Source organism: Cloacibacterium sp. DMC96, assembly GCF_056313765.1.
In genome coordinates, this window is sequence record NZ_JBQUZQ010000001.1 from 1,273,979 (window position 1) to 1,287,702 (window position 13,724).

At 33.0% G+C, this 13,724-nt stretch carries 14 protein-coding genes; 3 read left to right on the forward strand and 11 right to left on the reverse strand.

Annotated elements, in window-relative coordinates; translation table 11 throughout:
- Positions 1–39: 39 nt before the first annotated feature.
- The 4 genes from ACT53I_RS05665 to dgt form a co-directional block, all read right to left on the reverse strand.
- A complete protein-coding gene (locus ACT53I_RS05665; protein WP_476078828.1) occupies positions 40–507 on the reverse strand; it encodes a PEGA domain-containing protein in 468 nt (155 codons plus the stop codon).
- A gap of 25 nt (positions 508–532) precedes the next feature.
- On the reverse strand, positions 533–922 hold the full coding sequence (locus ACT53I_RS05670; protein ID WP_476078829.1) for a hypothetical protein: 390 nt from the start codon (positions 920–922) through the stop codon (positions 533–535).
- Between the two features lie 105 nt (positions 923–1,027).
- Positions 1,028–1,960: an SPFH domain-containing protein gene (locus tag ACT53I_RS05675; protein WP_104792629.1), complete on the reverse strand. Its 933-nt coding sequence runs from the start codon at positions 1,958–1,960 to the stop codon at positions 1,028–1,030.
- 185 nt (positions 1,961–2,145) lie between these two features.
- Complete coding sequence (gene dgt, locus ACT53I_RS05680) at positions 2,146–3,504, reverse strand: dGTP triphosphohydrolase (RefSeq protein WP_409619380.1); 1,359 nt, start codon at positions 3,502–3,504, stop codon at positions 2,146–2,148.
- Positions 3,505–3,552: 48 nt separating this feature from the next.
- Between dgt and ACT53I_RS05685 the strand changes: the two genes are divergently transcribed.
- The 3 genes from ACT53I_RS05685 (at position 3,553) to ACT53I_RS05695 (ending at position 6,020) form a co-directional block, all read left to right on the forward strand.
- Positions 3,553–4,647, forward strand: a complete 1,095-nt coding sequence (locus ACT53I_RS05685; protein ID WP_476078830.1) for a hypothetical protein — start codon at positions 3,553–3,555, stop codon at positions 4,645–4,647.
- A gap of 32 nt (positions 4,648–4,679) precedes the next feature.
- On the forward strand, positions 4,680–5,375 hold the full coding sequence (locus ACT53I_RS05690) for a DUF1003 domain-containing protein (protein WP_476078831.1): 696 nt from the start codon (positions 4,680–4,682) through the stop codon (positions 5,373–5,375).
- A 117-nt stretch (positions 5,376–5,492) separates the two neighbouring features.
- Complete coding sequence (locus ACT53I_RS05695) at positions 5,493–6,020, forward strand: Lrp/AsnC family transcriptional regulator (protein WP_069796819.1); 528 nt, start codon at positions 5,493–5,495, stop codon at positions 6,018–6,020.
- Positions 6,021–6,065: 45 nt separating this feature from the next.
- Here ACT53I_RS05695 and argH read toward each other — a convergent pair whose 3' ends face one another.
- The 7 genes from argH to argG all read right to left on the reverse strand — a co-directional run bounded on the left by argH (position 6,066) and on the right by argG (position 13,722).
- Positions 6,066–7,376 (reverse strand): argininosuccinate lyase, encoded by a 1,311-nt coding sequence (gene argH, locus ACT53I_RS05700; RefSeq protein ID WP_476078832.1) that lies wholly within the window; start codon positions 7,374–7,376, stop codon positions 6,066–6,068.
- A gap of 1 nt (position 7,377) precedes the next feature.
- Entirely contained in the window at positions 7,378–8,460 is a 1,083-nt protein-coding gene (locus tag ACT53I_RS05705) for a M20 family metallo-hydrolase (protein ID WP_476078833.1), read from the reverse strand.
- Positions 8,438–9,238, reverse strand: coding sequence for an acetylglutamate kinase (argB, locus tag ACT53I_RS05710; protein WP_476078834.1), 801 nt, complete (start codon positions 9,236–9,238; stop codon positions 8,438–8,440). Before argB ends, ACT53I_RS05705 begins: the two co-directional genes overlap by 23 nt.
- A 33-nt stretch (positions 9,239–9,271) precedes the next feature.
- Positions 9,272–10,213 (reverse strand): Rossmann-fold NAD(P)-binding domain-containing protein, encoded by a 942-nt coding sequence (locus tag ACT53I_RS05715; protein ID WP_476078835.1) that lies wholly within the window; start codon positions 10,211–10,213, stop codon positions 9,272–9,274.
- A gap of 112 nt (positions 10,214–10,325) precedes the next feature.
- Positions 10,326–11,462, reverse strand: a complete 1,137-nt coding sequence (locus tag ACT53I_RS05720; RefSeq protein ID WP_476078836.1) for an aspartate aminotransferase family protein — start codon at positions 11,460–11,462, stop codon at positions 10,326–10,328.
- 111 nt (positions 11,463–11,573) lie between these two features.
- The gene (argC, locus tag ACT53I_RS05725) at positions 11,574–12,533 is read right to left on the reverse strand and encodes an N-acetyl-gamma-glutamyl-phosphate reductase (RefSeq protein ID WP_476078837.1); all 960 of its coding nucleotides are present in this window, start codon (positions 12,531–12,533) and stop codon (positions 11,574–11,576) included.
- Positions 12,526–13,722, reverse strand: coding sequence for an argininosuccinate synthase (gene argG / locus ACT53I_RS05730; protein WP_476078838.1), 1,197 nt, complete (start codon positions 13,720–13,722; stop codon positions 12,526–12,528). The genes argC and argG overlap by 8 nt, the downstream gene beginning before the upstream one ends.
- Between the last annotated feature and the right edge of the window lie 2 nt (positions 13,723–13,724).

Consider the following 13,724-nt stretch of genomic DNA (forward strand, 5'->3'; position numbering starts at 1 on the left):
CGGCTCAAAAATTTGAGCCGCTTTTTTTCGAATAAGATTTTATAGTTTTTCTAATTGGCCAACTTTTTTCCAATTAGCATCTTTTTCTAATGATACAGCGATGTATACTTCACCACCTTTGCTTTTATTAAAAGCTGTTCCTTGCTCTAATTGTGCATTAACTTCACTTGGTGATAATTGATAGATTGCTCCAGTAATTGGGTCAATAATAACTCCGATTATTCCACCGAAAATAATATTTCCAAGATACCAAGCATTAAATTTTCTTGTTAATTTGGTTTCGTAAGGTTTAAAACCTTCTAATTTAATTACAACATTGTGATCTTTATTTCTTTCTAATTTAGTTTGGAAAGGTGTTTTTCCTACTTCTACTTCATTAATAAAAATAGATGCATTAGCAGGAGTAGAATTAAAGCTCACTTTTTGAGTAGTTCCTGATACAATTGTTGCACAGCTTGTCATCATCAAAGCAGAAGCCATTGATAAAGCAAGAATCGTTTTTTTCATAGATTTTGATTTAAAAATTTATTATTTAGTTTTGTTGAAGACTGATTTGTGGAAGTTGAGAAGTATCTCCATCATATTTATAAAAAGAAATATTCATTCTATAGCATGATGAAACAATAGAAGGTTCAGTTACCTGATTTATTTTTACAATATTGGCTCCTATTTCTCTTGCTCTTTTTCTCGCTTTGGAAAGATTAGAATAGTAATCACAGTCGGTAGAAAAACCACTATCTCCAAAGGAAATAAATCCTAATTTCTCTGCATTTCCAGGAACATTATGCTTAACATCTAAAATAGCGATTTTAGCATCTATTGGTAAGTAAGAATAAGTTTTTGAGATGCTTTCATTGATAACTGCACCACAAGAACTAAGAAATAATAAAAATAAAAAAGATAGAAAATAGAGTTTCCTCATGAATATTAGTTTTTTCAAAGATAAAAATATCTCTTTATTATGCAAAAAACCTTCAAATGATTTTTGAAGGTTTTTATATAATTAACTGAATTTCAGTAAATAAAATTAATGATTATGTTGTTTTGGTGGAGGTGGCATTTTACCTTGATCTGCTTGTTCTAATTTATTAGCCGCAGTCATGGCTACCATCATATCGTTAAGCATATTACTTGCAGCAGTAGGAGAATTAGGCAATAGAACCAAGTTACTTCTATTGTTTGCACCTACAGAATGTAGCGTATCATAATGCTGTGTCACTACGATTAACGCAGATGCTTCTTGAGAACCGATATTCACGTTATTCAGCATTCTTACTGATTCTTCTAAACCTTTTGCAATTTCTCTTCGTTGGTCTGCAATACCTTGACCTTGTAATTTTTTAGATTCAGCTTCTGCTTTCGCTACAGCTACAATTCTAATTCTTTGCGCTTCAGATTCATATTCTGCAGCTGTTTTTTCACGTTCAGCAGCATTAATTCTGTTCATGGCGTGTTTCACCTGTTCATCTGGGTCAATATCTGTCACCAATGCTTTAATAATGTCATAACCATAAGATTGCATCGCTTCTTGCAACTCACCTTTCACTGCAATTGCGATATCATCTTTTTTCACGAAAACATCGTCTAATTTCAGTTTAGGAACTTCGGCTCTTACTACGTCAAAAACATAAGATGTAATTTGATCTTGAGGATTTTCTAAACGATAATAAGCATCACCAACTTGATTTCTAATCACTTGATACTGCACAGAAACTTTCATTTTAAGAAAAACATTATCCAAAGTTTTGGTGTCAATCATTACGTCTAACTGCTGAATTCTAAGATTCATTCTTTTTGCAATTTGGTCTACAAAAGGAATTTTAAGATGAAGACCAGATTGTCTTACCGATTGAAATTTACCAAAACGCTCTACAATTGCCGCTGTTTCTTGTTTTACAGTGAAAAAAGAAGCGAATAAAATAACGAGTCCCAAAAAGACTAAAACGCCTAATACTTCCATAGTTTATTGTTTTTAAAAATTTTCTAATAAGTCTTGAAATGTTCTTTAAAGTTACGAAATATTTCTAAACACGTGAAATTGTAAAGTCGTGAAGTCGTGAAATCGTGAAGTTGCTGATTTGTAAAACTTGGAGAATTCATTATTAACAATTCTTTCCTGGCTCTTTTTAATTGGCTCTTGAAAAATTACATCGTCATTCCTATATCAATTCCTTTGATTTTTCTATACAAATCTGTAGCGAAATTATCTGTCATGCCAGAAACGAAATCCAGGACTCCGAGAACTTTCTCATAAACCGTTCCATCTTCATAGATAAATTGTGAAGGGATTAATTGTAATGCTTTTTTCTCAAAACCTTTACGCTCTGATTTTTCTTTAATAATTGGCGGAATAAAATGATTCAAAAGCTCATACATTACGTTGTAACCAGCATTTTCTATTTCTACCACACTTCTGTGACCATATATTTTTTCGATAGAAAAACGTTCCACTTCTTGAAAAGATTCACTCTCAGATTTAAAAATATCTAGCAAAGCTTTATTTAAAGTTCCGTCTATAATTTCAGAGAAATGTTGTTGATATAATTCTGTAGATTTATTGATGAGTGCATTAATCACTTTGGCTCTCAAATAAGAAATTCTCTCGTTTTTATTCGAAAATAAAAGCAATTTCTCTGCACTTCTTTTGGCGTCTTTTTCATTGACAGACTGTATCAAATCCATGAAAAGATTTTCGCAGTCAGCAGTAGAAATAATTCCCAATCGGTGCGCATCTTCCATGTCGATAATGTTATAACAAATATCGTCTGCTGCTTCTACCAGCCAAACAAAAGGATGACGTTTAAAAATCGCAGGTTCTTCACTTTCCACCATCATTTTGGTAGCATTCGCAATATTCAGAAAAGTCTGTTTTTCACTTTGGAAAAACCCAAATTTCTTACGATTAACGTGACCTTTTTTCTTAGCAATCGCTTCGCAAGGATATTTGGCAATACTTGCCAAAGTAGTATAGGTAAGTTGAGTTCCGCCTTCGTCTTTACCTGTTTGTTTGTGCGTAAGAATTCTGATAGCATTAGCATTTCCTTCGAAATTTACCAAATCTGCCCATTCTTTTTCTGTGAATTTTGGCTTTAATTCTGATTCATTCTTTTCAAAAAAACTAGCAATTGCATCTTCACCAGAATGTCCGAATGCAGGATTCCCAATGTCATGACAAAGACAAGCCGCTGCAATCACATTATTGAGATTATAGAGATAGAAATTTTTAGAATCTTCGGTGAGTTCGTTTTCAAAATTTTGAACGATAAATTCGCCAGCAAGACTCCCCAAACTTCTTCCCACAGAAGAAACTTCTAGCGAATGCGTGAGACGATTGTGCACGAAAACACTTCCTGGAAGCGGGAAAACCTGAGTTTTATTTTGTAATCTTCTGAATGCCGAAGAAAAGATAATTCGGTCAAAATCTCTCTGGAAATCTGTACGTGAAACAATGTTCTGAACGTGGTTTCCGGTTCTCTGATTGGTAAAAATTGTGTTTAGAATCATAATCTAATTCAAAAATAAGTCTTAAATTTAATATCTAAAAATTTAGCTATGAAATTTTTAAATTTTTTATTCTTGGTAGCGATTATTTCTTGCGACAAAAAACCAGAAACTTTCAATCAGAAATCTATTGAAGAGAATTGTTTCCAAATTTTAAAAGTGGGTAAAGAAACTCCCAAAAAGCAATATGTAGAACCATCAAAAGAAGATATTTTACAGAATTTCCCAAAACATATTCATTTTGTAACCAATGAACACAAAAACAGCTTTGAAAATGTTCTAAAACACAATGAAATTGAAATAAAAAAACAACAAGAGTATTTAAAAACCAATGAATATAAAATCTATTTCAAAAAGTTTTATGAAGAACTTCCTGAATTTGAATATTTAGCAAGAAATAGAGAATTTGCACTCGCCAAAAACAAATACGGACTTTGGCTCATCGAAAAATCTGGAAATCAAAAAGCGAAACCTTATTTTCTCGGACTTACCCAAAATGCTTTTGTGAATTATGATTTTAATGCACCCAATTTCACATTTTTAACTGAGAATGCAATTCATTTAAGCGGAAGCATCGTGAAAGTTACTCGACTTTCGTCTTTTCCTATTTTGCCAAAATATGAAGTGATAAAAGATGATGTAGAATTTTCTATTCCACTTGCTGAAATTAAAAAAGATAGTGACCAAGATGGTTACAATGACTTGTTTGAACAATTTATTGGTTTAAATCCAACCCAAAAAGATAGTGATGATGATGGACTCAATGATTTCGAAGATGCTAATCCTCGATACGCATCTGTTTCTTCTAAATTCTCTGCAATGTACGAAGCCATCGTAGATGAAAGTTCGCCAAAAACGCATTACAGTTTCACAGAAGTCTTGACCGACTGTGATTATTTCAATCAAATCAACCCCAAAAACAGAAAATTTCTTTTTTATAACACCGAAGAACAAATTCCTATTAAAGAAGATGTTTTAGACCATTTTTTCAGTGTAAAATACAGCAAAATTTCTGAAAATAAATTCTATCCTAATACTTATGATATAGATTATGCTGATCAAAAAGGTTCAGGAAACATTAGCGCAGAATTTATCAATGGAAAATGGAAAATTTCTAAAAAAACGAATCTCTATTTTGGCGTTTAATCAAATTTAAAACTTCATAAAATTTAATCAATATGAGTACTTTCAGAAGTGATTTATCTGGGAAAGAATTTCCCGAAAACGAAAAGGTTTCCGCTAAAAATCTCAGACAATCTCTGCTTCATTTCATCAATAAAACGCATCCTAATTTTTCTAAAAATTGTTTTTTGAGCATTGAAGAAATGAACGAATACCGAGAAAAATATATTTCTGAATTTCTCAATAAAAAATTAGGAAACCTAACAGAAGTAGAGAAACAAGTCATTCAATCTGTTTCTAAAAACACCATGATTTCTACAGAAGTGGAAGAAGATGAGCAAGAAATTACTTTCGGTCAAAAATTGGCAGATAAAGTAGCAGAATTCGGGGGAAGTTGGGGTTTTATTATCTTTTTCATGAGCTTTTTAGTCGTTTGGATTTTGCTGAATGTTTTTTGGCTTTCTAATCATGGTTTTGATCCTTATCCTTTTATTTTATTAAACTTAATACTTTCTTGTATTGCGGCAATTCAAGCTCCTGTGATTATGATGAGCCAAAACCGACAAGAAGAAAAAGATAGAGAACGCGCAAAAAAAGATTACAAAATCAATCTAAAAAGTGAACTAGAAATCAGAGAATTACACGAAAAAATAGACCATTTAATTATTCATTATCAACAAGATTTACTCGAAATTCAGAAAACCCAAATTGACTTATTAGAAAATATTTTACATAATGTGAAGAAAGAGTAAAATAAAATTTCTGAAAATGTTTTCAAGCTAAAGTTTTACTTCAATGAGGAAGAATTCTGTTAAAAAAATTAAAAAATTTAGTGTATATTTGTTTCTGAACCACTATAAATAAAGCTAATGAGTCAAAATTTAGATCAAAAAGATTTACAAATATTAGATTTACTTCAAAGAAATTCTAACTATTCGGTAAAAGAAATCGGAGAGAAAATTGGCTTATCTTTTACCCCAACTTACGACAGAATTAAGTATTTAGAAAAAAATGGTTTTATAGAAAAATATGCAGCCATTCTCAATCGTAAGAAAATAGGCATCGATTTAGTGGCTTATTGTAACGTGACGATTAGAAATCAATCGAAGCAATCGCTAGATGAATTTGAGCAAGAAATTAGACAGTATGATGAAGTTCAAGAAGTGCTTAGTTTGTCTGGAACTTATGATTATATGCTGAAAATCGCCACCAATAACATTGACACCTATAACAATTTCATTACCAACGTATTAGCTAATACTCCAAATATTTACCAATATCACAGCAGTATTGTTCTGAACGAAATCAAAAGAGAAAACACTTATAAACTCTTAGAAAAAGAACATCAACTGGATATGGAAAATGAGAAAAATTCGTCTAAAAAAAATAAGCTTTAAACCATTCAGTTTAAAGCTTTTTTAATTCAATTATTCCACTCCATCCTATTTAAATTTCTCAAAAACTTTTGAGAATTCTTCTTTAATTTCTTCGTTGCAAAGATTTCCGATGCTTCCTTCGTGCGTATGTTTTAAGTTTTTATTCGGTTCAAAATTTTGATTTTCAATACTTTGACCAACTTGCACATAAGCATCTCGGAACGAAACTCCATTCAAAACCAAATCATTTACATTCTCCACACTGAAAAGGTATTGATACTTTTCATCTTTCAAAATATTATCTTTTATTTGAATGTGATTCAAAGTATATTCTGTGATGTAAAGACAATCTTTGATGGTATTAATTGCAGGGAAAAGCACTTCTTTGGTCAATTGCATTTCTCGGTGATAACCAGAAGGTAAATTATTGGTCAACAATGTTAATTCTGTAGGAACACCTTGCAAAATATTACATTTCCCACGAATTAATTCAAAAATATCTGGATTTTTTTTGTGTGGCATAATACTGCTTCCCGTAGTGAAAGTATCTGGAAATGTGATAAATCCGAAATTCTGATTCATATACAAACACACATCATACGCTAATTTGCTCAAAGTATGCGCAATAGCAGCAATAGCTGTTGCCAAAGTTTTTTCAGATTTTCCGCGTGTCATCTGTGCGTAAACCACGTTGTAATTCAGCGTTTCAAATTCCAGTAATTCTGTAGTTAAAGTACGATTAATCGGGAACGAAGAACCATAACCAGCGCCAGAACCTAAAGGATTTTTATTGGTGATTTTATATGCCGCCAAAAGCATTTCTAAATCATCAATCAATGCTTCCGCATAAGCTCCAAACCACAGTCCAAAAGAGGAAGGCATCGCAATTTGAAAATGTGTATAACCGGGAATGAGTTTATCTTGATGTTCGTTACTCAATTTTTGCAAAGTCTGGAAAAGATTTTTCACCAAATCTTTAATTTCTAGAATTTCGTTTTTGAGGAAGAGTTTAATATCCACCAAAACTTGATCATTTCTAGAACGCGCAGAGTGAATTTTCTTGCCAATATCACCCAATTTCTTTGTCAATTGAAATTCTATCTGAGAATGCACATCTTCTATTCCTTCTTCGATGATGAAATTTCCTTCTTCTATCTGAGCAGCAATTTGATCTAATTCTTCTAAGATTTTTGGCAATTCAGATTCTTCAATCAAACCGATGGTTGCAAGCATTTTCACGTGTGCTTTGTTTCCCAAAACATCGTATTTTGCGAGTTGCAAATCAAATTCAGCATCTCTACCAATGGTAAATTTTTCTACCAAAGCAGCATGCTGATTTTCAGATAAATTATTTTTTTGCCAAAGTTTTTTGCTCATTTTAAAATACAATTTTTGATAATAATTGAATGTAAATTTTTATGCCTTCATAAATTTCATCTACATAAATAAACTCGTCACTGCTGTGCGAACGCGCCGACAAACCCGGCCCCATTTTAAGTGATGGATAAGGAATTACCGCTTGATCTGAAGTAGTAGGCGAACCATAAGTAGTCCTGCCCAATTCTAAACCTGCTTTCACAATAGGATGCTCCACAGAAATAGAAGAGGAATTCAATCTAAATCCTCTTGCTACTGCCTTACTTTTTATATTTTGTTGAATAATTTCTAAAACTTCATGATTGGTATATTGGTCTGTAGTTCTTACATCTATAGTAAAACTGCAAGTATTAGGTACCATGTTGTGTAATCTCCCTGCATTGATAACGCTAACCGTCATTTTCACGTCACCTAAAGCATCAGATTTTTTGGGAAACTGATAATTTTTAATCCATTCTATATCCTTAATTGCGTTGTAAATGGCGTTATCATCATTAGGATGCGCTGCGTGAGAAGAAGTTCCCGAAGCCTCGCAATCTACCACCATTAAGCCTTTTTCAGCAATCGCCATCTGCATTTCTGTTGGTTCACCCACAATCGCAAATTCTAAATTTCCAAAATGTGGAAGTACAGATTCTACTCCATCTAAACCAGAATTTTCTTCTTCTGCAGTTGCTGCGTAAATGATATTGTATTTTAAATCATCTGCATTATAAAAATAAAGAAAAGTTGCCATTAAAGAAACCAAGGCTCCACCAGCATCATTACTACCCAAACCGTAAAGTTTACCATCTTTTACAATCGGTGTAAATGGATCTAAAGTGTAACCAGAATTGGGTCTTACCGTATCGTGATGAGAATTGAGTAAAATCGCTGGTTTTTCGGGAGAAAAATTTTGGTTGAAAGCCCAGACATTGTTTTGTTGACGATTCGTTTTTACCCCTTTTTCTTGAAGATATTTCTCGATTAAATCAGCCGTTTTATCTTCTTCTTTGCTGAAAGAAGGAATTGAGATTAGCTGTTTGAGCAATTCTACTGCATTATCGCCAAGTTCTAAAAAATTATTGGGTGATTTCTGTTCCACTCGTTCTATCGTTTTCGTTAATGAGTTTTTTTAAAAAAGTTTCTTTTACAATGAATACAGATTTTACTCCTTTTTCTATTGCTGCAAAAGCATTATCTATTTTAGGAATCATTCCGTCATTCACAATATTTTTTTCTTTGAGTTGAATGTAAGTTTCTGGCGTTATTTTAGCAATGACTGAATTTTCATCTTCTACATGCTCTAAAACTCCATTTTTTTCAAAACAATACGCCAAATTTACTTCAAAATGTGTGGATAAAGCCACTGCTAAACTCGATGCAATGGTATCTGCATTGGTATTGAGTAAATTACCGTTTCCATCGTGTGTAATGGCACAAAAAACCGGACAAATATTTTCAGAAATTACTTTTTCTAAAAATGAAGCATTGATTTTTTCTGTTTCTATATCTCCTACCCATCCAAAATCTACCTTTTTCACGGGTCTTTTGTGCGCTTGAATAAGATTGGCATCAGCTCCAGAAAAACCAATAGAGTTCAGTCCGTTTTTTTGCAAAGTAGCCACAATATTTTTATTGATTAAACCTGCATAAACCATCACTGCAACATCTCTGGTCTCCTGATTAGTAATTCTTCTTCCTTCAAAAAACTCCTGTTGAATTTCTAATTTTTCGGCTAGTTTGGTGGCTAATTTTCCACCACCGTGAACTAGAATTTTCGGTTTTTGAATTGCAGAAAAATCCTTCAAGAAAGCTTCTAATTTTTCTGGATGATCTATTACGTTTCCACCAATTTTGATGATGTATAGTTCTTGTTTCATCAATAACTTTTTTGTGGTTGAGTGCTTATTTGTTTAAAGTATATTTTTCAAAACTGCTTGTGCAGCAAATAATCTATTGTATGATTGCTCAAAAATCAATGATTGTTTAGAATCCAAAACTTCATCACTTACTTCTACATTTCTACGAACTGGCAAACAATGCATTGGTCTTCCGTTATTGGTGATTTTCATTTTTTCTTCCGTAAGCATCCAATCATCATAACCTTCTGCTACTTTTCCGTAATCATTAAATGAACTCCAGTTTTTAATATAAACAAAATCAGCATCTTTTAATGCTTCTTCTTGATTATTAGTCACTTGAGCATCGCCAACAAAAGCTGGGTCTAAATCTAAACCTTCAGGATGCGTAATCACAAACTCTACATCTTGTGCATTCATCCATTCTGCAAAAGAATTGGCAACAGCGTGTGGAATTGGCTTAATGTGAGGTCCCCAAGTTAAAACCACTTTCGGTTTTCTGGCTTCTTTCCATTGTTCTTTTATGGTAATGGTATCTGCCAAACTCTGCAAAGGATGTCTGGTAGCAGCTTCCATAGAAATCAATGATTTATTGAGATACTTTTGGAAAAGCGTTAAAATCTTTTCTTCGGTGTCTGATTTTTTATTTTTTAAATCCGCAAAACATCTGATTGCCACAACATCACAATATTGTCCGATAACTGTAGCCGCATCTTTTATGTGTTCAACTGTAGTACCATTCATCACAGCTCCATCTTCAGTTTCCCAAGCCCAAAAATCGTGTCCAGCATTGAAAGTCATCACTTTAAAACCTAAATTTTCAGCCGCTTTTTGAGTACTCATCCTTGTTCTGAGACTAGAATTCATAAAGATTAAGCCTAAGGTTTTTCCTTTAGCCAAATGTTCGTCCTTCAAAGGATTTTTTTTGTATTCTAGAGCGTCTTGAATTAGGTTTTCAAGATTTTCTACGTCGTTTATAGATAGAAACTGTTTCATTTTATTATTTGTATTTCCCACAGATTACACAGATTTTCACAGATTTAATGAAATTTAATATCCAAAAATTGTAAATCGTAAATCCTAAATCCTAAATCGTCAATCTTAAATTTTAATATTCGTTTAAAATTTGAATTAAAGCATCTGCGAATTTTTTCACATCTTCTTTTTTCACATTTAAAGCAGGTAAAACTCTCAAAGTATTTGGTGTAGAAGCATTACCTGTCAACATTTTATATTCTTTAACCAATCTATTTCTTACTTCGTTGCAAGGAAAAGCCAAATCAATCCCAATCATTAAACCTTGATAACGAATTTCTTTGATATTTTTTTGATTTTGAAGCAAAGAAACCAAGTAATCTCCAACTTCTTGAGCATTTTGCAATAGATTTTCTTTTTCAATAACATCTAAAACCGCTTTGGTAGCAGCACAAGCTAAGAAATTACCTCCAAAAGTAGTTCCGAGTAAACCGTAGGAAGCTTTAAATTTCGGAGAAATTAAAATCCCCGCAACAGGAAAACCATTTCCCATTCCTTTTGCCATCGAAATAATATCAGGAGTTACACCATAGTGTTGATGAGCGAAAAATTTACCGCTTCTTCCGAAACCAGATTGAATTTCGTCTGCAATGAAAACTGCATCATTTTCATTACACAATTGTTGAATTTTCTGTAAAAATGCTGTGGTAGGAATCTGAACACCACCAACCCCTTGAATTCCTTCTATAATTACTCCAGCAATATCTGAATTGATTTTGAATTCATTTTCTAAAGCTTCCAAATCATTGAATGGAAGTTTTACGAAATTCTCAGATTGATTGACTGGTGCTACAATTTTCGGATTGTCTGTACAAGCAACTGCAGCCGCAGTTCTTCCATGAAAAGCTCCTGAAAAATAAATAATTTTCTTTTTTCCGGTGTGAAAAGAAGCCAATTTTATGGCATTTTCATTGGCTTCAGCACCAGAATTGCAAAGGAAAAGGGTATAATCGTCATAACCAGACAACTTGGTCAATTGTTCAGCTACTTGATTTTGAATCGGAATTTTCACATAATTGGAATAAAAACCGATATTATTGAGTTGTTCTGTAATGTATTTTACATAAGTTGGATGAGAATGACCGATGGAAATCACAGCGTGACCGCCATATAAATCTAGATATTCCGTTCCGTTTTCGTCCCAAAAATAGCTTCCTTCTGCTTTTGCAGGAGTAACGTCTATTAAAGGATATACATCAAAAAGTTTCATTTTTATTTATGATTTACGATGTTTGATTTACAATTTTTAAAAACTTTGTCAAAGATTAATTTTAAATTATAAGAGCTTTGACAAAGTACCTTTCATTTTTACTTTTTATTGCTAAAAAGCGATAGATTTGAGTTTCAAACCTGCATTTTCGGGAAACCCGAAAGATATATTCATATTGTGAATAGCTTGTCCTGAAGCGCCTTTCAAGAGATTATCTATGGCAGAATGAACCACTGCAAAATCTCCATTTTTTTCAATATTAATTAGGCACTTATTGGTATTGACTACTTGTTTTAGATTAATTTCTTTTCTGGAAACCGTAGTGAACATTTGTCCTTCGTAGAAATTTTCATAGAGTTCAAATAATTCTTCTAAAGAAAATGAAGTTTTAAATGTAGAACTCACAAAAATTCCTCTTGCAAAATCTCCTCTCCATGGAACAAATTGTACAGAAAATGGCACTTTACTCAAGTCTTTTAATTGAAAATTTATCTCGCCTAAATGTTGATGCGTTAAAGTCTTATACGCCGAAATATTATTTTGTCTCCAACTGAAATGCGTGGTTTCAGAAAGTGATTTTCCCGCACCAGTTGCACCAGTAATTCCTGTGGTATAAATTTCTGAAACTTCTTCATTCTGAAGAATCGGGATAATTCCCAACTGAATTGCAGTGGCAAAACAACCAGGATTGGCAATGAGTTTTGCACCTTTCAATTGAGCCGAATTCAGTTCTGGAAGTCCATAAACGAAAGAATTTCCTTGATAGGTTTCTCCAATTCTGAAATCGTTTCCTAAATCTATGACAACGGCGTTTCCAACGTTATTATTTTCGAACCAAATTTTACTTTCTTTATGAGGTAAAGCCAGAAAAAGAACATCTGCATCGGTAGAATTATCAATAAATTCTAAATCGATTTCTCCGATTAAATCTTGGTGCAAATCGGTTACTTTTTTGCCCACGTTAGAATAGCTCGTTACAAACGAAAGTTCTGCATTCGGATGATTGAGCAACAAACGAATCAGTTCGCCACCTGTGTAACCAGTACCACCAATAATTCCTGCTTTAATCATTGTTTTCCGCGTTTACTTGATGATAAATCGACAAATAATTGGTGTAAATTTTTGAAAAACCTTTCACGTCTTCACCGCTCCAAGATTTATTCATTTCTCCATAACTTCCGAATTTAGAAGTCATTAAATCATATTTAGATTCAATTCCGTTCAATTCAAAACGATAAGGAAGAAGCGTAATAAATACTTTACCTGTAACTTTTTGCTGAGAATTTTCCATTAATTTTTCAATATCTCTCATCACAGGATCTAAGAAAAGTGCTTCGTGAAGCCAAGTTCCGTACCAATCTGCCATTTGAGATTTAATCATCAATTGATATTTAGAAAGTACATGTTTTTCAAGCAAATGATGCGCCTTTAACGTTAAAATAGCACCCGCTGCTTCGAAACCTACTCTGCCTTTAATCCCAATAATCGTATCACCAACGTGAGTATCTCTACCAATGGCAAATTCTGAAGCAATTTCATTCAATTTAACAATCGCTTCGGAAGGATGAGAAAATTTTTGGTCATTAATTTTAATTAAATGTCCTTTTTCGAATTCTAAAGTCAATTTTTCAGGATTTTGCTTCTTTAATTGAGAAGGATAGGCTTCTTCTGGCAAATTGCTATGAGAAGTGAGCGTTTCTTTTCCGCCAACCGAAGTTCCCCAAAGTCCTTGATTGATAGAATACACCGACTTGGTATAATCTCCTGAAAATCCTTTGTTCGTTAAATATTCTATTTCCGCCTCACGAGAAAGTTTCAAATCACGAATCGGTGTGATGATTTCCATCTGCGGACAAACTATATTAAAAATTCCATCAAAACGAACTTGGTCGTTTCCAGCGCCTGTACTTCCGTGAGCGATGGCTGTTGCACCGATTTTAAGTGCATATTCTGCCAATGATTTTGCCTGAATGGTACGTTCTGCACTTACAGAAAGCGGATAGGTATTATTTTTTAAAACATTTCCGAAGACCAGATACTGAATGCAAAAATCATAATATTCTTTCACAACATCTAGACATGTAAAAGTTTTAGCACCTAGCAAAATTGCTTTCTGCTCTAATTTTTTGACTTCCTCTTCATTAAAACCACCTGTATTTACCGTAACTGCATGAACTTCGTAGCCTAAATCTTGCTGCAAATAAACTGCGCAAAAAGATGTATCTAAACCTCCGCTAAATGCTAAAACAACTTTTTTCATCT

What these genes read in the sequence shown, in the direction of transcription:
- ACT53I_RS05665 (WP_476078828.1), bottom strand. Translation starts at nt 507, where the DNA reads ATGAAAAAAACGATTCTTGCTTTATCAATGGCTTCTGCTTTGATGATG.
- ACT53I_RS05670 (WP_476078829.1), bottom strand. Translation starts at nt 922, where the DNA reads ATGAGGAAACTCTATTTTCTATCTTTTTTATTTTTATTATTTCTTAGT.
- ACT53I_RS05675 (WP_104792629.1), bottom strand. Translation starts at nt 1,960, where the DNA reads ATGGAAGTATTAGGCGTTTTAGTCTTTTTGGGACTCGTTATTTTATTC.
- dgt (WP_409619380.1), bottom strand. Translation starts at nt 3,504, where the DNA reads ATGATTCTAAACACAATTTTTACCAATCAGAGAACCGGAAACCACGTT.
- ACT53I_RS05685 (WP_476078830.1), top strand. Translation starts at nt 3,553, where the DNA reads ATGAAATTTTTAAATTTTTTATTCTTGGTAGCGATTATTTCTTGCGAC.
- ACT53I_RS05690 (WP_476078831.1), top strand. Translation starts at nt 4,680, where the DNA reads ATGAGTACTTTCAGAAGTGATTTATCTGGGAAAGAATTTCCCGAAAAC.
- ACT53I_RS05695 (WP_069796819.1), top strand. Translation starts at nt 5,493, where the DNA reads ATGAGTCAAAATTTAGATCAAAAAGATTTACAAATATTAGATTTACTT.
- argH (WP_476078832.1), bottom strand. Translation starts at nt 7,376, where the DNA reads ATGAGCAAAAAACTTTGGCAAAAAAATAATTTATCTGAAAATCAGCAT.
- argB (WP_476078834.1), bottom strand. Translation starts at nt 9,238, where the DNA reads ATGAAACAAGAACTATACATCATCAAAATTGGTGGAAACGTAATAGAT.
- ACT53I_RS05715 (WP_476078835.1), bottom strand. Translation starts at nt 10,213, where the DNA reads ATGAAACAGTTTCTATCTATAAACGACGTAGAAAATCTTGAAAACCTA.
- ACT53I_RS05720 (WP_476078836.1), bottom strand. Translation starts at nt 11,462, where the DNA reads ATGAAACTTTTTGATGTATATCCTTTAATAGACGTTACTCCTGCAAAA.
- argC (WP_476078837.1), bottom strand. Translation starts at nt 12,533, where the DNA reads ATGATTAAAGCAGGAATTATTGGTGGTACTGGTTACACAGGTGGCGAA.
- argG (WP_476078838.1), bottom strand. Translation starts at nt 13,722, where the DNA reads ATGAAAAAAGTTGTTTTAGCATTTAGCGGAGGTTTAGATACATCTTTT.